Source organism: Delftia sp. GW456-R20 (genome assembly GCF_001622915.1).
GTDB lineage: Bacteria > Pseudomonadota > Gammaproteobacteria > Burkholderiales > Burkholderiaceae_C > Comamonas > Comamonas acidovorans.
On record NZ_LWCN01000004.1, the window covers coordinates 1909380 to 1930704 of the forward strand.

The window sequence follows — 21325 nt, forward strand, 5'->3', positions numbered from 1 at the left end:
TTTTTCAGGCATCTGCGGCGGCAACGCCCGGATGCCGTTTACTTTCCAGCTCAGGAGATTTTTGCAATGACCGCTTTCATTGAGGCTGCCTCGCCCCACGTGATGAACACCTATGGCCGCGTACCGATCGCTCTGGAGCGAGGCCAGGGCTGCCGCGTGTGGGACGTCAACGGCAAGCAGTACCTCGATGCGCTGGGCGGCATTGCAGTGAACACGCTGGGCCACAACCACCCCAAGCTGGTGCCTGCGCTGCAGGACCAGGTGGCCAAGCTCATCCACACCTCCAACTACTACCACGTGCCCGGCCAGGAAACGCTGGCCAAGCTGCTGACCGAGCGCTCGAAGATGACCAATGTCTTCTTCTGCAGCACGGGCCTGGAGGCCAACGAGGCCGCCATCAAGATCGCGCGCAAGTACGGCGTGGACAAGGGCATCGCCAAGCCGGTGATCGTGGTCTACGAGCATGCCTTCCACGGCCGCTCCATCGCCACCATGACGGCCACGGGCAACCCCAAGGTGCGCGACGGCTTCGGCCCCCTGCTCGACGGCTTCCTGCGCGTGCCGGTGAACGACTACGAGGCGCTGCAGCAGGCCACGGCCGGCAACCCCGACGTGGTGGCCGTGATGATGGAGCCCATCCAGGGCGAAGGCGGCCTGCACCCCATGCGCATCGAGTACATGCAGCAGGTGCGCGCACTGTGCGATGCCAACGGCTGGCTGATGATGTTCGACGAAGTCCAGGCCGGCATGGGCCGCACGGGCAAGTGGTTCGCCCACCAGTGGGCCGGCATCATCCCCGACGTGATGACCCTGGCCAAGGGCCTGGGCTCGGGCGTGCCCATCGGCGCCGTCGTGGCCCATGGCAAGGCGGCCACCGTGCTGCAGCCGGGCAACCATGGCTCCACCTTCGGCGGCAATCCGCTGGCCATGCGTGCGGGCATCGAAACCATCCGCATCATGGAAGAGGACGGCCTGCTCGCCCACACCACCCAGGTGGGCGACCACCTGAAGGCCACGCTGCAAAAGGAACTGGCCGACGTCAAGGGCGTGGTCGATGTGCGCGGCCAGGGCCTGATCATCGGCATCGAGCTGAACAAGCCCTGCGGCGCCCTGCTGGGCCGTGGCGCCGAAGCCGGCCTGCTGTTCAGCGTGACCGCCGACACCGTGGTGCGCCTGGTGCCGCCGCTGATCATGACCGAGGCCGAAGCCGACGAAGTGGTCGCCAAGCTCAAGCCCCTGATCGTGCAATTCCTGTCCGAATGAGTACCTGCCTATGACTGCCATCAAGCACTATCTGCAGTTTTCCGACTTCACGGCCGACGAGTACGCCTATGTGCTCGAACGCGCGGCCCTGATCAAGAAGAAGTTCAAGGGCTACGAAAAGCACCACACGCTCAGCGACCGCACGCTGGCCATGATCTTCGAGAAGGCCAGCACGCGCACCCGCGTGAGCTTCGAGGCGGGCATGTACCAGCTCGGCGGCTCGGTGGTCCACCTGACCACGGGCGACAGCCAGCTGGGCCGCGCCGAGCCCATCGAGGACAGCGCACGCGTCATCAGCCGCATGACCGACCTGGTGATGATCCGCACCTATGGCCAGGACAAGATCGTGCGCTTTGCCGAATACTCGCGCGTTCCCGTCATCAACGGCCTGACCAACGAGTTCCACCCCTGCCAGATCCTGGCCGACATCTTCACCTTCATCGAGCACCGCGGCTCGATCCAGGGCAAGACCGTCGCCTGGGTCGGCGACGGCAACAACATGGCCAACACCTGGCTGCAGGCGGCCGACCTGCTGGGCTTCACCGTCCACGTCAGCACGCCGGGCGGCTACGAGGTGGACGAGAAGCTGGCCTTTGGCGGCAAGACCCCGCGCGAGGGCTGCTACAAGGTCTTCAAGGACCCGCTGGACGCCTGCAAGGGCGCCGACCTGGTGACCACCGACGTGTGGACCAGCATGGGCTACGAGGCCGAGAACGAAGCCCGCAAGAAGGCCTTTGCCGACTGGTGCGTGGACGCCGAAATGATGGCCGCCGCACGTGGCGATGCCCTGTTCATGCACTGCCTGCCCGCCCACCGCGGCGAGGAAGTGGAGGCCGAGGTCATCGACGGGCCGCAGTCCGTGGTCTGGGATGAGGCGGAGAACCGGATGCATGTGCAGAAAGCTCTGATGGAGTACCTGCTGCTGGGCCGCCAGCCGAACTGACAACGCAGTCCGCTCAAAAAAGAATGCCTGCAGGCTTTGCGCCTGCAGGCATTCTTTTTTCCCGGCGGAAGCTCGAGCCGTGGCCTTACGGTCCCCGCTTGTCCGGTGCGCAACTGTCCCCGCCGCAGGCACTGCAGCCGCCACAGCCGCCCGCATCCTTGGGCGCCAGTGCCGGATGCATCTGCCCGGCCTTCTGGCGCCAGCGCGCGGGCAGATAGCGCCAGACCAGAGACACGCCGGCCAGGGCCACTATCAGACCCACGATGATGTTTTGCCACATGGTCCGTGCTCCTTTCAGCCCGCGCCCAATGCGATGGCCACGCGGTAGGTGATGAAGCTGGCAAGGTAGGCCAGCGCGAACAGATAGCCGGTCATCAACAGCGGATAGCGCCAGCCGTTGGTCTCGCGCCGCACGGCGGCCAGCGTGGAGATGCACTGGGGCGCGAACACGAACCAGGCCAGCAGCGACAGCGCCGTGGCCATAGACCAGGTGTGGGCGATCAGCGGGCCCAGTTGCTCGGCCATGGCCTCGTCGCTGGCGGCGGACAGGGCATAGACCGTGCCCATGGCGCTGACGGCCACCTCGCGCGCGGCCATGCCGGGCACCAGGGCGATGGCGATCTGCCAGTTGAAGCCGATCGGCGCCAGCACCACCTCCAGCCAGCCGCCGATGCGGCCTGCAAAGCTGTAGCGGATGGCCGCTTCGGTGACGCCATCGGGCGGCGCCGGGTAGCTGGCCAGGAACCACAGCACGATGCTCACGGTCAGGATGATGCCGCCCACGCGGCGCAGGAAGATCATGGCGCGCTCGTACAGGCCCAGGGCCAGGCTGCGCGGGCTGGGCCAGCGGTAGGAGGGCAGTTCCATCAGCAGCGGCGTGGGTCCGGCGCTGCGGCCTGCCAACTTGGCCACGCCGGCCACGGCCATGGCGCTGGCGATGCCGGCCACGTACAGCGCGAACAGCACCAGGCCCTGCAGGTTGAAGATGCCGCCCACCGTGCGCTCGGGAATGAAGGCGCTGATCAGCAGCGCATAGACCGGCAGGCGCGCCGAGCAGGTCATCAGCGGCGCGATCATGATGGTCACCAGGCGGTCGCGCCAGCTGGTGATGGAGCGCGTGGCCATGATGCCGGGCACGGCGCAGGCGAAGCTGGACAGCAGCGGAATGAAGGAGCGGCCCGACAGGCCGACCTTGCCCATGATGCGGTCCAGCATGAAGGCGGCACGCGGCAGGTAGCCCGAGTCCTCGAGTGCAAGGATGAACAGGAACAGGATCAGGATCTGCGGCAGGAAGACCAGCACGGCGCCGGTGCCCGCGATCACGCCGTCGGCCAGCAGGCTGCGCAGCGCGCCTTCGGGCATGTGCTCGTTGACCAGGGCCGAGACGGCCGAAACGCCGCCCTCGATGCCGTCCATCAGCGGCTGCGCCCAGCTGAACACGGCCTGGAACATCAGGAACAGCGTGGCCGCCAGCAGCAGCATGCCCCACAGCGGGTGCAGCACCACGGCGTCGATGCGGTCGTCGCGCCGGGTGTCCACCACGGGCTCCTTGACACAGTCGGCCATGATGCTGGCCACCTGCTGGTGCAGGGCCAGCACCTGCTCGCGCGCATCGCCCGGGCGGGCCGGAGCCTGCAGCTGCGGCGCTGCCAGGGCGCGGGCTTCGGGGCCGTCCAGCCATTGCAGCAGTTCGCGCGCGCCGTCCTGGCGCACGCCCACCGTGGACAGCACGGGCATGCCCAGGGCGCGTGACAGCGCCTCGCGGTCGATATCGATGCCCTGGCGCCTGGCCATGTCGCTCATGTTGAGCACCAGCAGCATGGGCAGGCCCAGGCGCTGGGCTTCCAGCACCAGGCGCAGGTTCAGCCGCAGGTGGGTGGCGTCGGTGACGCAGACCAGCAGTTCGGGAGGCGCCTCGCGCGCGTGGCGGCCCGAGACGATGTCGCGCGTGATGCGTTCATCCTCGCTGTGGGCGTGCAGGCTGTAGGTGCCCGGCAGGTCCAGCAAGCGCACACGCCGGCCGCTGGCCGTGCTCAGCCAGCCTTCCTTGCGCTCCACGGTCACGCCCGCGTAGTTGGCCACCTTCTGGCGTGCGCCGGTCAGCAGGTTGAACAAGGCTGTCTTGCCGCAGTTGGGGTTGCCCAGCAAGGCCAGGCGCAGTGCGGAATCACCGCTGCCGCCGCCGCCACCCTGGGCAGGCTGCAGCGGCTGGATGAGTTTGGGAGAGGACGACGCGCTCATGCCACCGCCTCCGGCGCCACGCGCACCAGAGCCGCCTCATGGCGGCGCAGTGCGAATGTGGCCTGGCCCACGCGCACGGCCAGCGGGTCGTCGCCCGGAAAGCCTGCGGCCAGGATGCGAACGGGCTCGCCCGGCAGGAAACCGATTTCCATGAGGCGCAGCAGCAGTTCCTGCTCGACGGCATCGCGCGCCGCATGGAGTTCGACCACGCGCGCCGGAACCTGGCGCGGCAGCGCATCCAGGGTGATGGCCGCAGCGGTGGCCGGGCTTGGAGAGCTGGGAGGCGCGGACAGTGCGGACGGAGCCGTGGCGTCCGTCCCGGGATTCATCGAATGCATGGCGTGTTGTATCAACTGATTTTTATTCTCATTTTGATTTTGATCGAATCCCCGTGGGAAGCCCGCGCATGGTATCGGAGTAAGAGGCAGGGTCTTGCCAAATGGCCGTCATGGTTTTTGGCCGGTTCCAGGCGCCCCGCACGCGTGCGCGCGACAATCGCGCTCCCACGATCCGCACCTGCACCTGCTTGCCCACGCCATGACCCATCCCTGCCTGAGCTGCGGCGCCTGCTGCGCGTCGTTTCGCGTGGACTTTTCCGTGCATGAGTCGCAGGAGCATGGCGGCCGCGTGCCGGCCGGGCTGATCGAGGAAGTCACCGACCACACCTGCCGCATGCGCGGCACGGACTGGTCGCGCCCGCGCTGCGCAGCGCTGGTGGGCAAGGTGGGCGAGAAGGCCCATTGCGGCATCTACGAGTGGCGGCCCTCGCCTTGCCGCGAATTTGCGGCCGGCAGCGATGCCTGCAACCGCGTGCGCGTGCGCCATGGCATGCAGGCGCTGGACAGCGGCCTGCTGTAGCAACCAGCCAGGCGCCACCAGCCGTTATTCCACGGGCAGCCCCGCCAGCTGCCCCTTGAACTCCTGCAGCGAGAAATGCGTGTGCACCTGGCGCACGCCGGGCAGCCGATGCAGGCGGGTGAGCAGCAGGTCCGAATAGGCATCGAGATCGCGCGCCACGACGACCAGCAGGAAGTCCTCCGGCCCCGAGATGCCGTGGAACATCACGACCTCGGGGATGGCGCAGACCGCTTCCTGGAAGTGGCGCGATGACTCCTCGTTCTGATGGTCTATGCCCACCATCACGAAGGCCAGCACGCCAAAGCCGATGGCGCGCCGGCTCAGCGCGGCGTGGTAGCCGGTGATCACGCCCTCATCCTCCAGCCGCTTGATGCGCCGCCACGACGGCGATTGCGACAAGTGCACGCGTTGCGCCAATTCGCCCGAGGTCAGCCGCGCGTTGTCCTGCAGGGCGCGGATCAGCAGCCGGTCCGTTCTGTCGATCTCGATTGACATAAACCACCTATGAATTCATGTTTCACAGAATAACTTATCCAAGATCAAGCGCATTTAGGGATAACTACTAAACGCCCTGCGAAGGCCGTAACTAGCATCCGCCTCCGAAGCCCCCCACAGCAACGGAGACAACAACCCATGCCAGCCTTCGAAGACATCGTCCAGCGCGAAGCCGGACTCCAACAGCAGCTGTCTGCCGGACAGATGACCATGATCGCCATCGGCGGTGCCGTCGGCACCGGCCTGTTCCTGGGCAGCGGCTTTGCCATCGGCTTCGCCGGGCCCAGCGTGCTGATCAGCTATGCCATCGGCGCGGTGATTTCGCTGCTGCTGATGGGCTGCCTGGCCGAGATGACGGTGGCCCACCCGACCTCGGGCTCGTTCGGCGCCTATGCCGAGCACTACATCGCCCCCTGGGCTGGCTTCGTGGTGCGCTATGCCTACTGGGCCTGCGTGGTGCTGGCCGTGGGCACCGAGGTGACGGCCGTGGGCCTGTACATGGGCTACTGGTTCCCCGAGGTGCCGCGCTGGGCCTGGGTGGTGATCTTCTCGGGCGCGCTGATCGGCGTGAACATGATGAGCGTCAAGGCCTTCGGCGCCGTGGAGTACAGCTTCTCCATGATCAAGATCATCGCCATCGTGGCCTTCATCGTGGTCGGCGCCTGGGTGGTGTTCGGCACCCGCCCGGCCGGCGTGGGCTTTGCCAACTACGTCAACAACGGCGGCTTCTTCCCCAACGGCCTGTGGGGCACCTGGGTGGGCGTGATCATCGCCATCTTCAGCTACCTGAGCATCGAGATGATCGCCGTGGCCGCCGGCGAAGCCAAGGACCCGCAGCGCGCCGTCACCAGCGCCTTCCGCTCCACCATGGTGCGCCTGGTGGTGTTCTACCTGGCCACGATTGCGCTGATGCTGGCCATCGTGCCGTGGTCGGCCGCCGGCAAGGACGGCAGCCCCTTCGTGAAGGTGATGGAGATCATCGGCCTGCCCGGCGCGGCCAGCGTGGTCAATTTCGTGGTGCTGGTGGCTGCCCTGTCGGCCATGAACAGCCAGCTGTACATCACCACCCGCATGATGTTCAGCCTCTCGCGCGCCGGCCATGCGCCCGCCGTGCTGGGCCGCGTGAACTCGCGCGGCGTGCCGCTGCCGGCGCTGCTGCTGTCCTGCCTGGGCATTGCCGTGGCCACGCTGTTCAACATCATCAATCCCGAGCAGTCCTTCATGCTGATGATGGCCGTGGCCATGTTCGGCGCCATGTTCACGTGGTTCATGATTTTCGTGACCCACTTGTTCTTCCGCATCCACTGGGTGCGCCAGGGCAACCAGCCGCTGGCCTTCCGCATGTGGGGCTTTCCGGTGCTGACGCTGCTGGGCGCGGCGCTGATGCTGGCCGCCCTGGTGTCCACGCTGTTCACCGACGTGTTTCGCCTGACCGTGCTCACCGGCCTGCCCTTCCTGCTGCTGCTGGGCGCCATCTACGCCATCTGGTACCGCAAGCCGGCCGACCAGACCGCAGCCGCTTCTCAAGCCAATACCCCAACCCAGGCCCAGGCCCGGTGACATCCGGCCTCCCGTTTTTCTCCCTCCCTTAGAAACATGACGACTCTTGCCCCCCTCGATACCGCCCGCGCCTCGATGTTCAGCCACGTCCCGCCCTACTCCGGAGATCCCATCCTGTCGCTGATGGAAGCCTTTCAGCAGGACCCGCGCACCGACAAGGTCAGCCTGAGCATCGGCCTGTATTTCGACGAGGCCGGCCGCCTGCCCGTGCTGGACTCCGTGCGCCAGGCTGGCGATGCCCTGGCCCGCGAGCAAAGCCCCAGCGGCTACCTGCCCATCGAAGGCATTGCTCCCTATCGCCAGCTGGTGCAGAACCTGGTGTTCGGCGCTGAGCACGAGGCCGTGCGCGCGCAGCGCATCGCCACCGTGCAGACCCTGGGCGGCTCGGGCGCGCTCAAGCTGGGCGCGGACTTCATCAAGCACTATTTCCCCGACGCCGAGGTCTGGCTCAGCGATCCCACCTGGGACAACCACCTGGCCATCTTCCAGGGCGCGGGCCTGCGCACCCACAGCTACCCCTACTACGACGCGGCCACGGGCAGCCTGCGCTTCGACGCCATGCTGCAGACGCTGCGCGGCCTGCCCTCGGGCAGCGTGGTGCTGCTGCATGCCAGCTGCCACAACCCCACGGGCGTGGACCTGTCGCGCGAGCAGTGGCAGCAACTCATCCCCGTGATCGTGGAGCGCGGCCTGATCCCCTTCGTGGACATGGCCTACCAGGGCTTTGGCGATGGGCTCGATGAAGACGCGTGGTCCGTGCGCGCGCTGGCCGATGCGGGCGCCCAGGCCTTCGTGGCCAATTCGTTTTCCAAGAACTTCTCGCTGTATGGCGAACGCGTGGGCGGCCTCAGCGTGGTCTGCAGCGACGCGGCCACGGCCGGCAATGTGCTGGGCCAGCTCAAGGCCACGGTGCGCAGCAGCTATTCCTCGCCCCCCACTCGCGGCGCGCGCCTGGTGCAGCAGGTGCTGGCGTCGCCCGAACTGAGCGCCCAATGGGCACAGGAGCTGGCGCAGATGCGCGGCCGCATCAAGGACATGCGCGCCCAGCTGCACGGCGCGCTGCATGAACGCTTTGGCGAGCGGCGCGACTTCGGCTTCCTGCTGACCCAGCGCGGCATGTTCAGCTACACAGGCATCAGCGAGCCCCAGGTCCACCGCCTGCGCGACGAGCACGGCGTGTACCTGATCCGCTCGGGCCGCATGTGCATGTCGGGCCTGTCCGGCGCCAACGTGCAGTACGTGGCCGACGCCATTGCCACGGTGCTGGAGGCACCGCAATGAGCGGCTGCCCCGTCCATGGAGGCCTGACCGAGCGCATCGTCGCCGAGGAAAGGGCGCAGCTGGATTTCAGCCAGTCCATGAGCTATGGCGACTATCTGCAGCTGGACGCCATCCTGGGCGCCCAGCAACTGCTGTCGCCCACGCATGACGAGCTGCTGTTCATCATCCAGCACCAGACCAGCGAGCTGTGGATGAAGCTGATGCTGCACGAGCTGGGCGCGGCCACGGCCGCCGTGGCGGCCGACCGCCATGCCGATGCCTTCAAGATGCTGGCCCGCGTGAGCCGCATCATGGAGCAGCTGGTAGGCGCCTGGTCCGTGCTGGCCACCATGACGCCTACCGAGTACACGGCCATGCGACCGTATCTCGCCAGCTCCAGCGGCTTCCAGAGCTACCAGTACCGCTGCATCGAGTTCGCGCTGGGCAACAAGAATGCCGCCATGCTCCAGCCCCATGCCCACCGGCCCGACCTGCTGGCCCGGGTGGATGCCGCATGGCGCGCACCTTCCCTGTACGACGAGGCCCTGCGCCTGCTGGCACGCCAGGGGCTGGCCATTCCTGCCGGGCACCTGGAGCGCGACTGGACCCTGCCCTACACGGCCAGCCCCGAGGTCGAGGCCGCCTGGGCGCAGGTCTACCGCGACCCGCAGTCGCACTGGGACCTGTACCAGCTCGGCGAAAAGCTGGCCGACATCGAGGACGCCTTCCGCCTGTGGCGCTTTCGCCATGTGACCACGGTGGAGCGCGTCATCGGCTTCAAGCGCGGCACGGGCGGCACCGGCGGCGTCAGCTACCTGCGCAAGATGCTGGATGTGGTGCTGTTCCCCGAAATCTGGTCCGTGAGAACGAAACTGTGACCCCTGAGCGGCTTTGCCGCTTCCCCCGCTCTCGCTGCGCGGGCGCGGGACGACACCATCGCTGCGGGACGGCCCTTGCTCGGCGTCCGCCGATGGGCCGCGCCAAGTTTCCGACGCAAGAACACCATGCCTTCGCATGTAGTCAAAACACAAGGAAATCCATGAAGCAAATCATCGACGTGGGACTGCCGCCGCTCAAGCAGCCCTTCTCCTGGGCCGTCAAGGCCAGCGGCCAGATGCTGTTCACGGCCCACGGCCCCGTGCGGCCCGACGGCAGCATCGACACCGGCCCCATCGAACAGCAGGCGCGCCTGACCTTCACCAACCTGCGCAACGCGCTGCAGGCCGCAGGCGGCACGCTGGCGCATGTGACCCAGGTGCTGATCTACATGACCGACGTGGCCGACATGCCGGCCATCGACGCCGTGTACCGCGAGTTCTTCGAGGCGCCCTATCCCAACCGCTCCAGCATGGGGATTTCGGCGCTGGTGGTGCCGGGCATGAAACTGGAGATCGTGGCCTACGCCATGCTCCCCTAGAGGATGTGACGGACATGCCGGCGCCCCGCAATTGCGTTCAATACAGGGGCGGCGTGCGGGACGAGACTGCGGGCCTTGTGCAGTCCTGCGTCCGCGCGAAATCTCATGTCCTCCTCGCTGCTCGCCATGGGCGTCTTCACCCTCGTCGGCGCCATCACGCCCGGCCCCGTCAATGTGCTGGCCCTGCGCCACGGCGCAGCCCGCTCGCGCTTGGTCTCTGCCGCCTATGTGCTGGGCGCCAGCGCCAGCTATGCGGCCGTGGTCTGGGTCATGGGCCAGGGCGCACAGTGGCTGCTGCAGACGCTGCCGCAACTGTCTGCGGCCGCACAGTGGCTGTGCGCCGCCTATCTGCTGTGGCTGGCCTGGCGGCTGGCCAATGCGCCTGTGGGCCAGGCCGGTGCGCAGCAGCAGGCCGGATCGCAGCGCACGCTGCAGGCCCTGCTGCAGGCACTTTTGCAGGGCACGGCCGTGCAGACGCTCAACCCCAAGGCCTGGCTGGTGGCGCTGGCCGGCGTGGGCCTGTTCGTGCTGCCCCACGCGAATGCGCCGTGGGCGCTCCTGCAGTTTTGCGCCATTTCGCTGCTGGCCTGCCTGGTGGGGGTCGGCAGCTGGGCGCTGCTGGGGCAGCTGCTTTCGGGCTGGCTGCGCACCGAACGCCGCCAGCGCCTGTTCCACCGCCTGCTGGCCCTGCTGCTGGTCGCCAGCGTGGCGGCCATGCTGGCATGATGGCTGGCCGCCATGACTTCAACCTCTCCCCACCGATTCCACCGCCATCCGGCCGCCCCCTGGGCCGAGCTGCGCGACAGTGCGCGCTCGCCGCATTGCTTTCGGCTGCACATGCATGCCGAGTATTCGATAGGCATCGTGGACGCCGGTCGCACCGTGTTCCACCATGCCCACGGCCCGCAGCCTGTGGAGGCGGGCGGCGTGGTGCTGATCGAGCCCGGCGCCTGGCATGCCTGCAATCCCGACCCCGGCGCGCCGTGGTCCTACCGCATGCTGTTTGTCGATGCCGGCTGGCTGCACGCGCGGCTGGGCGTGGCCGCGCTGCGCTTTCCCCGACGCACGCTCACGGATGCGGACATCGCCAGCCTGGTGGATGGCCTGTGCCGCCCCGTCGATGGCACGGCGGCCGCCGACCGCCTGGCCCTGGGCCTGGAGCACCTGCTGGACCATTGCGCCCAGCCCGCAGCCGCACCCCTGCCAGGCGATGCGGCCGCCCTGGCGCCTGCACTGCAACGCCTGCATGCGGGACCCGATGCGGGCCTGACCGTGCAGTCCCTGGCGCAGGAATGCGGCATGAGCGCCACGCGCTTCATCCGCCGCTTCAAGTCCGCCACGGGCATGACGCCCGGCAGCTACCGCCTGAACCTGCGCATCAACGGCGCGCGCCGCCTGCTGGCCACGGGCGCAGCGCTGTCCGATGCAGCCTATGCCATGGGCTTTGCCGACCAGGCGCACCTGCAGCGCGCCTTCAAGGCCCACCATGCGCTGACGCCGGGCTGCTACGCACGCGGCGCCTGAGCCGGACCCTCCCATGGTTTTGCAGCGGCCAGCCCGGGGCCGGCGGTGAAAGCGCAGATACTTACGCCTTCCGCTTTCAGCCCCCACCTGCCGCGCACCATGGCCGCCTTCCAAGACATTCAGCAACGAGAAACCGGCCTGCGCCAGCAGCTGTCCGCCGCCCAGATGGTGATGATCGCCATTGGCGGCGCCATCGGCACCGGCCTGTTCATGGGCAGCGCCTTCGCCATCGGCTTCGCCGGGCCCAGCGTGCTGGTCAGCTATGCCATCGGCGCGCTGATCTCGCTGCTGCTCATGGGCTGCCTGGCCGAGATGACGGTGGCCCACCCGACCTCGGGCTCGTTCGGCGCCTATGCCGAGCACTACATCAGCCCGCTGGCCGGCTTCATGGTCCGCTATGCCTACTGGGCCGCCGTGGTGCTGGCCGTGGGCATGGAGGTGACGGCCATCGGCATCTACATGGGCTACTGGTTCCCGGACGTGCCGCGCTGGATCTGGGTGCTGGTGTTCTCGGGCGCGCTGGTGGCCGTCAACGCCAGCAGCGTCAAGGCCTTCGGCCAGGTGGAGTACGGCTTTTCCATGGTCAAGATCATCGCCATCGTGGCCTTCATCCTGATCGGCGCCTGGGTGGTGTTCGGCTCGCAGCCCCAGGGCATCGGCTTTTTCAACTACACGGCCGATGGCGGCTTCTTCCCCAAGGGCCTGTGGGGCACCTGGGTGGCCGTGATCATCGCCATCTTCAGCTACCTGAGCCTGGAGGCCGTGGCCGTGGCGGCCGGCGAGGCCGAGGACCCCAAGCGCGCCATCACCCGGGCCTTTCGCACCACCATGGCGCGCCTGGTGATCTTCTACCTGGCCACGATCGCGCTGATGCTGGCCATCGTGCCCTGGCAGCAGGCCGGCACGGACAAGAGCCCCTTCGTGAAGGTGATGGAGATCATCGGCATCCCGGGCGCTGCCAGCATCATCAACTTCGTGGTGCTGGTGGCCGCGCTGTCGGCCATGAACAGCCAGCTGTATGTGACCTCGCGCATGATGTTCAGCCTGTCGCGCGGCGGCTATGCGCCCTCGGTGTTCGGGCGGCTGAACAGCCGCGGCGTGCCCGTGGCGGCGATTGCCATCTCCTGCCTGGGCATAGCCGTGGCCGTGGCCGTGAACCTGTGGAAGCCCGAGGGCTCGCTGCTGTGGATGATGTCCGTGTCCATGTTCGGCGCCATGTTCACCTGGTTCATGATCTTCGTGACCCATCTGTTCTTCCGCGCGCGCTGGTCGCGCGAGCATCCGGGCCAGCGCCTGCAGTTCCGCATGTGGGGCTTTCCGCTGTTCACGCTGGCCGGCGCCGCGCTGATGCTGGGCGTGATCGTCACCACCTATTTCACCGAGGTCTTCCACATGACGCTGCTCACGGGCCTGCCCTTCCTGGGCCTGCTGGCCCTGGTGTACGCGCTGTGGTACCGGCCCCGCGCACAGGCCGCCCGAACCGCCCCGAAGGAGTGAAACCATGACCCGCAGACTCTGGGACATCTCCCCGGCCGTGCAGGCCGCCAGCCCCGTCTTTCCCGGCGACACGGCCTACAGCCAGCAGTGGTGCGCCACCATCGGGCCGGGCTGCCCGGTCAATGTCAGCGCCATCACGCTGTCGCCCCATGTGGGAGCGCATGCCGATGCACCGCTGCACTATGACGCCGACGGGGCATCCATCGGCAACGTGGATCTCGACGCCTTCCTCGGCCCCTGCCGCGTGATCCACGCCATCGGCAAGGGACCGCTGGTCGAATGGGAGCACATCGCCCACGCCGTGGAGCATCTTCCGGCACGCGTGCTGGTGCGCACCTACGAGCGCGCCCCCACCACCTGGGACCAGGAACTGGCCGCCTATGCACCGGCCACGGTCGAGCGGCTGGCCGACCTGGGCGTGAAGCTCATCGGCATAGACACGGCCAGCATCGACCCGGCCAGCAGCAAGAGCCTGGACAGCCACCAGGTGATCCGCCGGCGCGGCCTGCGCGTGCTGGAGAACCTGGTGCTGGACGAGGTGGCCGAGGGCGACTACGAGCTCATCGCCCTGCCGCTCAAGCTGGTCGAGGCCGATGCCTCGCCCGTGCGCGCCGTGCTGCGCGCCCTGGCCTGATCCCTGCCCGCATTGCGGCGCCGGCCCTGCCCGCGCTTTTCGCCTTTTCGCCTTTTCGATACCCAAGGAGACCCCGTGACGAGCCTGCAAGACTGCCTCACCCTCGATGCGCAAGACCCGCTGCGCGCCCTGCGCGACCAATTCACGCTGCCCGAAGGCGTGATCTACCTTGACGGCAATTCGCTGGGCGCCAGCCCCCGCGCCGCCGCCGCGCGCGTGGCCGAGGTGGTGCAGCAGGAATGGGCGCAGGGCCTGATCCGCTCGTGGAACGATGCCGGATGGATCAGCCTGCCCCAGCGCCTGGGCGACCAGTTCGCCCCCTGGCTGGGCGTGGGCGCGGGTGAGCTGGTGTTCACCGACACGGCCTCCATCAACCTCTACAAGGTGCTGACAGCGGCGGCCCGCATCGCGCGCGAGGACGCGCCGCAGCGCAAGCGCCTGATCAGCGAGCGCAGCAACTTCCCCACCGACCTCTATATCGCCCAGTCGGTCTGCCAGGAATACGGCCTGGAGCTGGTGCTGCTCGAACCCGAGGAAATTGCCGGCGCGCTGACCGACGAGGTGGCCATCTGCATGCTCACCCATGTCAACTACCGCACGGGCGCCATGCACGACATGGCTGCCGTGACGGCTGCCGCGCAGGGCAAGGGCATTCTCTGCGTCTGGGACCTGTGCCACAGCGCAGGCGCCGTGCCTGTCGATCTCAAGGGCGCGAATGCCGACTTCGCCATCGGCTGCAGCTACAAGTACCTCAACGGCGGCCCGGGTGCGCCGGCCTTTGTCTGGGCCAACCCGCGCCTGATCAACCGCTTCTGGCAGCCGCTGTCGGGCTGGTTCGGCCATGCCGAGCCTTTCAAGTTCGTGCCGGACTACCACCCGGCCCAGGGCATACAGCGCTACCTGTGCGGCACCCAGCCCATGGTCAGCCTGAGCGTGCTGCAGTGCGGCCTGGACGTGTTCACGGCCGTGGAGCCGCTGGGCGGCATGGACGCGCTGCGCAACAAGTCGCTGGCGCTGACCGACCTGTTCATCGCCCTGGTCGAGGAACGCTGCCAGGGCCACGGCCTGGGCCTGGCCACGCCGCGCGAGCACGGCCGGCGCGGCTCCCAGGTCTGCCTCACGCGCGAGGAGGGACTGGGCGTGGACGGCAAGGACAGCGGCGCCTATGCCATCGTGCAGGCGCTGATCGCGCGCGGCGTGATCGGCGACTTCCGCAAGGGCGACGGCACGGGCCTGCACAAGGACATCCTGCGCTTCGGCTTCACGCCGCTGTACGTGGGATTCGAAGATGTCTGGCATGCCGTGGAACACCTGCGCCAGGTGCTGGAATCGGGCGAATGGCGCAAGCCGGAGTTCAACCGCGTCAATGCGGTGACCTGAAGCCTGAGGCCCGGCGCTCAGAACGCCGTGGACGACAGCGAGGCCCAGAGATGGGCCGCGACCAGGGCGCGCCAGGGCGCGAAGTCCCGCAGCCACAACTCGGTCTGCACCGCGTCCATGGCGTCCGTCTTCAGCAGCAGGGCCAGGGCCCGGCGCACGGCGACATCGCCGTGCAGCGGGCCGTCCAGGTGGCCATAGCCGCGCAGCAGCATGTAGTTCACGGTCCACGGGCCTATGCCCTTGAGGGCCAGCAGCCGCTCGCGGATCTCGGCCACCGGCAGTTCAGGCAGGGCCGCCCAGTCGTCCAGCGGCAACTCACCCGACTGCACGGCCTGGGCCAGCAGGCGCAGCGTGTGCGTCTTGCTCCGCGAAAAGCCGGCTGCGCGCAAATCCTCCTCACCGAGCTGTGCCAGCTGGGCGGCCTCCGGCATGCACCACAGCTGCTGCGGCGCGTCGGCATGGCCATCGTGCAGCGCCACCGGCTGGCCGGCTGCGGCGATCAGGCGGCGGCGCAGCGACACGGCTGCCGCCACGCTGATCTGCTGCCCGGTGACGGCCCAGCTCAGCGCCTCCCAGGGCGTGCAGGCCGCGGGCACATGCAGGCCACGCTGGCGCGCCAGCAGCGGTCCCAGCCGCGCATGGCGGCCAAAACGGCGCTCGAATTCGCCCACATCCTGGGACAGTCCGAACATGCGCCGCAGCATGGCGGCCAGCACATCGTCCATGCCGGTGATGGCGCCTGCACCGGCGGGCAGGCGCCATCGGGCCTGCACCACGGCCGCCTCTTCGCAATGCTGCGTCAGCTCCAGGGTCAGCAGCGTGGGAAGGCCTTTCCACATCAGGCCCTTGTGCATGCGGATGGTGTCGCCGTCCTGCAGATCGCATTCGGACAGGCGCTGGGCATCGCGCCGGTGAAAGCCCCAGAACTCGTTCATGCGGTAGCCGGCCGGCAGCGTCAGTTGCTGCTCTGCGCCATGGCTGTGGCCGCCACGCCGCCCGCTCATGCCTTGCCGGCCTGGCGCAGCGGGGCTCGGCCGCTCTCCCGCCCTGTCTCCCGGCCAGCGGCCTCCTGCGCTTGGCGCGCCTCGCGCAGCAGCAGGGCACGCTTGCGCTCCACGCCCCAGCGGTAGCCGGAGATGCTGCCGTCGTTGCGCACCACGCGGTGGCAGGGCACGGCCACGGCAATCGGGTTGGCAGCGACGGCGCTGGCCACGGCGCGCGCGCCCGTGGGCATGCCCAGGCGCAGGGCCAGTTCCGAGTAGCTCAGGGTCTGGCCAGCCGGAATGGCGCACAGCGCCTGCCACACGCGCTGCTGGAAGACCGTGCCCTGCACATCCAGCGGCAGCGCCAGGCCGCGGCGCGGCTGCTCGACCAGGGCCACGACCTGGGCCACGGTGTGCTCGAAGCCCGCATCGCCGCCCACCAGCTCGGCCAGCGGAAAGCGCTGCTGCAGGTCCTGCACCAGGGCCTCGGCGTCGTCGCCCAGCAGCACGCAGCACACGCCGCGCTCGGTACTGGCCACGAGGATGCTGCCCAGAGTGCATTCGGCCACGGCAAAGCGGATGGTCTGGCGCATGCCGCCGCGCCGGTAGTCGCCGGGCGCCATGCCCAGCATGGCGCCTGCGTCGCGGTAGAAACTGCTGCTGGCCGCATAGCCGCTGGAGTAGGCCGCATCGGTGACCGAGTCGCTCTGGCCCGGCTGCAGCGCCGCGCGCAGGGCATGCGCGCGATGGGCCTTGGCATAGGCCTTGGGCGTGAGGCCCGTGGCCTGCTTGAACAATCGGTGCAGTTGCCAGGGGCTCAGGCCCGAGCGTTCGGCCAGCTGGCCCAGGGCGGGTGGGGGCTCCTCGGTCTCCAGCCAGCGGCAGCATCGGGCCACCAGGGCCGTGGGGTTGGCAGTGGCATTGCTGGCTTGATTCATGGCTTGGTTGGACACGGCATGTCTTTCTGGGTCATCGGATGCCCTACTCTACGCAGCCCGGAGCACCCGCGCATCCCGCTTCTTGCAACCCGCAGGATTTCAGCGCGGGATTCGGTTACGCTGCGCCCTGCATTTTCCGCGTCGAGACTTGCGAGACTCCCACATGACCACCGAACACTCCGGCTGCCCCATGAACAGCCCCGGCCGCACCGAATCCATCGTCAAAGAGGAGCGCGCCCAGCTGGACTTCAGCCAGTCCATGAGCTATGGCGATTACCTGCACCTGGACCAGATCCTCACGGCACAGCATCCGCTGTCGCCCGCGCATGACGAGATGCTGTTCATCATCCAGCACCAGACCAGCGAGCTGTGGATGAAGCTGATGCTGCATGAGGTCCGAGCCGCCACGGCCGCCATCGCAGGCGGCACGCGTGCCGACGCCTTCAAGATGCTGGCCCGCGTGAGCCGCATCATGGAGCAACTGGTCAGCGCCTGGACCGTTCTGTCCACCATGACCCCGCCCGAGTACACGGCCATGCGCCCCTACCTGGCCAACTCCAGCGGCTTCCAGAGCTACCAGTACCGCTGCATCGAGTTCTCTCTGGGCAACAAGAACGCCGCCATGCTCCAGCCCCATGCCCACAGGCCCGACCTGCTGGCCCAGGTGGAGGCGGCATGGCGTTCGCCCTCGCTCTACGACGTATCCCTGCAGCTGCTGGCGCGCGAAGGCATCGACGTGCCCGCCGACCGGCTGGAGCGCGACTGGACCCAGCCCTACGAGGCCAGCGAGGGCGTCAAGCAGGCCTGGATCACCGTCTACCGCGATCCCCACAAGCACTGGGACCTGTACCAGCTCGGCGAAAAGCTGGCCGACATCGAGGACGCCTTCCGCCTTTGGCGCTTCCGCCATCTGACGACCGTGGAGCGCGTCATCGGCTTCAAGCGCGGCACGGGCGGCACCGGCGGCGTCAGCTATCTGCGCAAGATGCTGGACGTGGTGCTGTTCCCCGAAATCTGGGCGCTGCGCACCGAGCTATAAGAACTGGCGGGCGCCACCGACGGCAGGCCGCTGCGGTGGCGACAGCGCGCAGGCGCGCAAACAGGTAAGCTGCGGCGCCAGGAGAAATACCGTGTCCGCAGCGCCACAACAGCCCCCACACAACAACATACACACAGAGGCTTCGCAGACCTCCACCGCAGCACCGCCGCCGCGCAGCCAGCTGCTGTGGGCCATGCTGCTGTCCCTGCTCTCGGCCTTTGCGCTGAGCCAGGCCTTTCGCACCATCACCTCGGTCATGGCCACGGGTCTGCAGCAGGATTTCGGGCTCACGGCCCAGTCGCTGGGCGCCTTCGCCGGCCTGTTCGGCCTGTCCTTCGGCGTGGCCCAGCTGCTGATGGGCATCGGCATGGACCTCTACGGCCTGCGGCGCACGGTGCTGCTGTCGTTTCCGCTGGCGATTGCGGGGTCGGCACTGTCCGCCGCCGCACCCAATTACGGCTGGCTGATGGTGGGCCAGTTGCTGATCGGCGTGGGCTGCTCGCCCGCCTTTCTGGCCTGCACCATGTTCATCTCGCGCCACTTTCCCATGGACCGCTTTGCCTTTCTGTCGGGCGTGGGCATGGGTGTCGGCGGACTGGGGCTGCTGTTCACAGGCACGCCGCTGGCCTGGCTGGTCCAGCATTTCGGCTGGCGCTCGGGCTTTGCGCTGCTGGCCGTGATGTCGGCCCTGTCGTGGCTGCTGATCTGGTGGCGCGTGCACGAGCCCGCCCGCAGCGGAGCACAGACCGCCGCACGGGAAAGCTGGGGCGTGGCGGCACGCCGCATGGCCGAGCTGTTCACGCTGCCGCACACGCTGGGCATCGTCCTGCTGGCCATGGCCTGCTATGCATCGTTTCTGGCGCTGCGCGGCCTGTGGCTGGGGCCGCTGCTCATCCATCGCTATGGCTTTTCGCTGGTGGAAAGCGGCAATGTGGCGCTGGTCGTATCGATGATCTCGCTGTTCAGCCCCGCGATTTTCGGGCGCATGGACCCCGGCCCAGGACGGCGCCGGCGCTGGCTCACCAATTACTCGCTGCTCATGGGCAGCCTGTTCATGCTCATGGCCTTTTTGCACCATGGCTGGACCAATGTGGCGCTGATCTTCGCCATGGGCCTGCTGTCAGGCTATTCGGTGCTGCAGTACGCCGATGTGCGCGCTTCCTACCCCCCAGAGATGACCGGCCGCGCACTGTCGCTCTTCACCATGGCCATGTTCCTGGGCGTAGCCCTGGTGCAATGGTTCACGGGCTGGGTCGCCGCCTGGGCCGAGGCCTGGGGCGTGGAGCCCTACAAGGCCGTGATGATCTCGATTGCAGCCACGCTGGTGGGCGCGTCAACCGCGTTCCGTTTCCTGCCCTCCTCGCCGCTGCTGCGCCAGGCATCCGCCGCCTAGCGGTCGGAGTCTGTGCCTCTACAAGGCGTTGGCGGCCGAGCCATCGCCACGGTACAGCCAGGGCAGATCCATCAGCCGGGAGCCCAGCAGGCGCAGCGACAGGTCACGCCCCCAGCGCACGGGACCCGTGGCATGGAAGATGCGGCCATTGCGCTGCGAGCGCGCCTGCACGCGCGCATTGCGCTGCCAGCGGTTGAGCGCGTAGCGGCGCAGGCGCATGTTGACGTCGAGATCGTGCATGGACAGGGCGCGCTGCAGCTCGGCTGCATCTTCAATCGCCATGCCGGCGCCCTGGGCCAGATAGGGGCGCATGGGATGGGCCGCATCGCCCAGCAAGGCCACCACGCCGCGCGCCATCTGCGCGGCCGATTGCACGGGCGGGCGGTCCCCCACCGGCCACAGCCGCCAGTCGCCACCGGCCGCCGGCACATGCTGGACCAGGTCCAGCAGCTGGGGGCAACTGCCCTGCAGCACCCGCACCAGATCGTCGAGATTGCCCGCATGGTCCCAGTTCGCCAGATCCTCGGGCGCCGGGCCCTGGATGATGATCACCAGGTTCTGCAGCTCGCCCCGGCGCACGGGGTACTGGATGGCATGCATGCGCGAGCCCAGCCAGGCCGTGACATCGGTGGCCCGCAGGCGCTTGGGCAACTGGGCCTGGTGCACCAGGGCGCGGTAGGCCAGGTGCCCGGTGACACGCGGCGGGCCGTCGCCCAGCAACTGCTGGCGCAGAACGCTGCGCACGCCATCGGCGGCGACCAGGGCATCGCCTTCGATCAGCTTGCCGGCCCGGGTGCGCACGGTGACCACGCCGTCGGTCTCGGAAAAGCTCTCGATGGGCTGGCCCAGGTTCAGGTGCATGCCCGGATAAGTCTGAGCGGCTTCCCGCAGCAATTGCTGCAGATCGGCCCGGTGGATGGTGGCGTAGGCCGCGCCATAGCGTTGCACGGACTCGCTGCCCAAGGGCATGTGCGCCAATTCCTGCCCGGTGACTGCGCTGCGCACGCGCAGGCTGCCCGGCAGCGCCACCACCTGCTGCAGCGGTTTTTGCAGGCCCCAGGCCTGAAGCCGCCGCACGACATTCGGACCGATCTGGATTCCGGCGCCCACTTCACTGAGCGCGGGCGCCTGCTCGAAAAGACGCACTTCCCAACCCGCCCGCGACGCACCGATGGCGGCGGCCAGGCCACCAATGCCGCCGCCGGCAATCAACACCTGCTTGTTCATGTGCGTATTGTGCCCCTGCCGCCACCCATGGCGGCCGGGGCCTGATTATTCAAGTCGGACACCGCTGAAGAAAATCAAAGAATGCTCGGAATCTTCTGAAACATGCGCGCATCCCCCAGGCATTGAGGCGCATCAAGATCCCAAAAACGGGCATCCCGCCACGCACCAAACTGCCATAAAGGACATCGCCCCGCCATCACCTGTGCGGCGCGGCCAAAAATCGGCCTTTGCATCGCCGCTCTGGAAATGTCCATACACGGATCCATACTTTACGCCTCAGATGATAGAGATTCTCAACTGAGACAATGTTTTGACAAATGGCCGTGACAATGAAAAAAGCCCGCACTGGGCGGGCTCTTTCATGCGCGACGGGAAAATCAGATGACAAACTTCTCACGGTCCTGATTCTGAATCCACTTTGGCGGCTTGCCACGTCCGGTCCAGGTTTGGCCGGTTGCGGGATCGCGGTACTTGGGAGCCACTTTGGCGCCGGTTGTGCCAGCGGTACGACCACGAGCTGCAGGAAACACGTCATCGGCAGTCAGACCATATTCGGCAATCAAGTTGCGAACCTGTCCCACGGCGTCGGCAAGCTCGCGCTTGCGTGCTTCCTGGATCTGTTGCTCCAGTTCCTGTCGCTGCTTCAGCAGTTCCTTGTAAGAGCTCATGGTAT

At 67.7% G+C, this 21325-nt stretch carries 23 protein-coding genes; 14 read left to right on the plus strand and 9 right to left on the minus strand.

Going from position 1 to position 21325, the window contains the following annotated elements; translation table 11 throughout:
* Positions 1-66: 66 nt before the first annotated feature.
* A complete protein-coding gene (locus tag A4F85_RS13840; RefSeq protein ID WP_063326901.1) occupies positions 67-1263 on the plus strand; it encodes an aspartate aminotransferase family protein in 1197 nt (398 codons plus the stop codon).
* Positions 1264-1273: 10 nt separating this feature from the next.
* Positions 1274-2206: an ornithine carbamoyltransferase gene (argF, locus tag A4F85_RS13845; protein ID WP_012204101.1), complete on the plus strand. Its 933-nt coding sequence runs from the start codon at positions 1274-1276 to the stop codon at positions 2204-2206.
* 85 nt (positions 2207-2291) lie between these two features.
* Here the strand turns inward: argF and A4F85_RS13850 are convergent, their stop codons facing one another.
* Genes A4F85_RS13850 through A4F85_RS13860 form a run of 3 tightly spaced genes read right to left on the minus strand, consistent with a single transcriptional unit; the run spans position 2292 to position 4785 of the window.
* The gene (locus A4F85_RS13850; protein WP_043824054.1) at positions 2292-2486 is read right to left on the minus strand and encodes a hypothetical protein; all 195 of its coding nucleotides are present in this window, start codon (positions 2484-2486) and stop codon (positions 2292-2294) included.
* A gap of 14 nt (positions 2487-2500) precedes the next feature.
* On the minus strand, positions 2501-4447 hold the full coding sequence (gene feoB, locus A4F85_RS13855) for a ferrous iron transporter B (RefSeq protein WP_063326902.1): 1947 nt from the start codon (positions 4445-4447) through the stop codon (positions 2501-2503).
* Positions 4444-4785, minus strand: a complete 342-nt coding sequence (locus A4F85_RS13860) for a FeoA family protein (protein ID WP_063326903.1) — start codon at positions 4783-4785, stop codon at positions 4444-4446. Before A4F85_RS13860 ends, feoB begins: the two co-directional genes overlap by 4 nt.
* A 199-nt stretch (positions 4786-4984) precedes the next feature.
* Between A4F85_RS13860 and A4F85_RS13865 the strand changes: the two genes are divergently transcribed.
* Entirely contained in the window at positions 4985-5305 is a 321-nt protein-coding gene (locus A4F85_RS13865) for a YkgJ family cysteine cluster protein (protein WP_013803664.1), read from the plus strand.
* Between the two features lie 24 nt (positions 5306-5329).
* Here the strand turns inward: A4F85_RS13865 and A4F85_RS13870 are convergent, their stop codons facing one another.
* Complete coding sequence (locus tag A4F85_RS13870) at positions 5330-5800, minus strand: Lrp/AsnC family transcriptional regulator (protein ID WP_012204096.1); 471 nt, start codon at positions 5798-5800, stop codon at positions 5330-5332.
* A 138-nt stretch (positions 5801-5938) separates the two neighbouring features.
* On the opposite strand from A4F85_RS13870, the gene A4F85_RS13875 reads away from it, so the two are divergent.
* The 9 genes from A4F85_RS13875 to kynU all read left to right on the plus strand — a co-directional run bounded on the left by A4F85_RS13875 (position 5939) and on the right by kynU (position 15072).
* Positions 5939-7360 (plus strand): amino acid permease, encoded by a 1422-nt coding sequence (locus A4F85_RS13875; RefSeq protein ID WP_063326904.1) that lies wholly within the window; start codon positions 5939-5941, stop codon positions 7358-7360.
* 75 nt (positions 7361-7435) lie between these two features.
* Positions 7436-8641, plus strand: a complete 1206-nt coding sequence (locus A4F85_RS13880; protein ID WP_197485522.1) for an amino acid aminotransferase — start codon at positions 7436-7438, stop codon at positions 8639-8641.
* A complete protein-coding gene (gene kynA, locus A4F85_RS13885; RefSeq protein WP_012204093.1) occupies positions 8638-9498 on the plus strand; it encodes a tryptophan 2,3-dioxygenase in 861 nt (286 codons plus the stop codon). Before A4F85_RS13880 ends, kynA (A4F85_RS13885) begins: the two co-directional genes overlap by 4 nt.
* Before the next feature lie 161 nt (positions 9499-9659).
* Positions 9660-10037: a RidA family protein gene (locus A4F85_RS13890; protein WP_013803668.1), complete on the plus strand. Its 378-nt coding sequence runs from the start codon at positions 9660-9662 to the stop codon at positions 10035-10037.
* A gap of 105 nt (positions 10038-10142) precedes the next feature.
* Entirely contained in the window at positions 10143-10763 is a 621-nt protein-coding gene (locus A4F85_RS13895) for a LysE family translocator (RefSeq protein WP_034365336.1), read from the plus strand.
* A 12-nt stretch (positions 10764-10775) separates the two neighbouring features.
* On the plus strand, positions 10776-11561 hold the full coding sequence (locus A4F85_RS13900; protein ID WP_063326906.1) for a helix-turn-helix domain-containing protein: 786 nt from the start codon (positions 10776-10778) through the stop codon (positions 11559-11561).
* A gap of 99 nt (positions 11562-11660) precedes the next feature.
* Positions 11661-13058 carry an amino acid permease gene (locus tag A4F85_RS13905; protein WP_063326907.1) on the plus strand — a complete coding sequence of 466 codons (1398 nt, stop codon included), beginning with the start codon at positions 11661-11663 and terminating at the stop codon, positions 13056-13058.
* 4 nt (positions 13059-13062) lie between these two features.
* Complete coding sequence (kynB, locus tag A4F85_RS13910) at positions 13063-13692, plus strand: arylformamidase (RefSeq protein ID WP_043824042.1); 630 nt, start codon at positions 13063-13065, stop codon at positions 13690-13692.
* 75 nt (positions 13693-13767) lie between these two features.
* Positions 13768-15072 carry a kynureninase gene (gene kynU / locus A4F85_RS13915; protein ID WP_063326908.1) on the plus strand — a complete coding sequence of 435 codons (1305 nt, stop codon included), beginning with the start codon at positions 13768-13770 and terminating at the stop codon, positions 15070-15072.
* Between the two features lie 17 nt (positions 15073-15089).
* On the opposite strand, the gene A4F85_RS13920 is transcribed toward kynU, so the two are convergent.
* Both A4F85_RS13920 and ada read right to left on the minus strand, forming a co-directional pair.
* The gene (locus A4F85_RS13920) at positions 15090-16076 is read right to left on the minus strand and encodes a DNA-3-methyladenine glycosylase family protein (RefSeq protein ID WP_063326909.1); all 987 of its coding nucleotides are present in this window, start codon (positions 16074-16076) and stop codon (positions 15090-15092) included.
* Positions 16073-16993 carry a bifunctional DNA-binding transcriptional regulator/O6-methylguanine-DNA methyltransferase Ada gene (ada, locus tag A4F85_RS13925; protein WP_082848276.1) on the minus strand — a complete coding sequence of 307 codons (921 nt, stop codon included), beginning with the start codon at positions 16991-16993 and terminating at the stop codon, positions 16073-16075. Before ada ends, A4F85_RS13920 begins: the two co-directional genes overlap by 4 nt.
* A gap of 163 nt (positions 16994-17156) precedes the next feature.
* On the opposite strand from ada, the gene kynA (A4F85_RS13930) reads away from it, so the two are divergent.
* A complete protein-coding gene (gene kynA, locus A4F85_RS13930; protein WP_034391164.1) occupies positions 17157-18032 on the plus strand; it encodes a tryptophan 2,3-dioxygenase in 876 nt (291 codons plus the stop codon).
* Positions 18033-18123: 91 nt separating this feature from the next.
* Positions 18124-19425, plus strand: a complete 1302-nt coding sequence (locus A4F85_RS13935; protein WP_063326911.1) for an MFS transporter — start codon at positions 18124-18126, stop codon at positions 19423-19425.
* A gap of 18 nt (positions 19426-19443) precedes the next feature.
* Here A4F85_RS13935 and A4F85_RS13940 read toward each other — a convergent pair whose 3' ends face one another.
* The 3 genes from A4F85_RS13940 to A4F85_RS13945 form a co-directional block, all read right to left on the minus strand.
* Entirely contained in the window at positions 19444-20652 is a 1209-nt protein-coding gene (locus tag A4F85_RS13940; protein ID WP_013803678.1) for an FAD-dependent monooxygenase, read from the minus strand.
* 74 nt (positions 20653-20726) lie between these two features.
* A complete protein-coding gene (locus A4F85_RS30640; RefSeq protein WP_156517025.1) occupies positions 20727-20906 on the minus strand; it encodes a hypothetical protein in 180 nt (59 codons plus the stop codon).
* 123 nt (positions 20907-21029) lie between these two features.
* Complete coding sequence (locus A4F85_RS13945; RefSeq protein WP_012204081.1) at positions 21030-21320, minus strand: H-NS histone family protein; 291 nt, start codon at positions 21318-21320, stop codon at positions 21030-21032.
* Between the last annotated feature and the right edge of the window lie 5 nt (positions 21321-21325).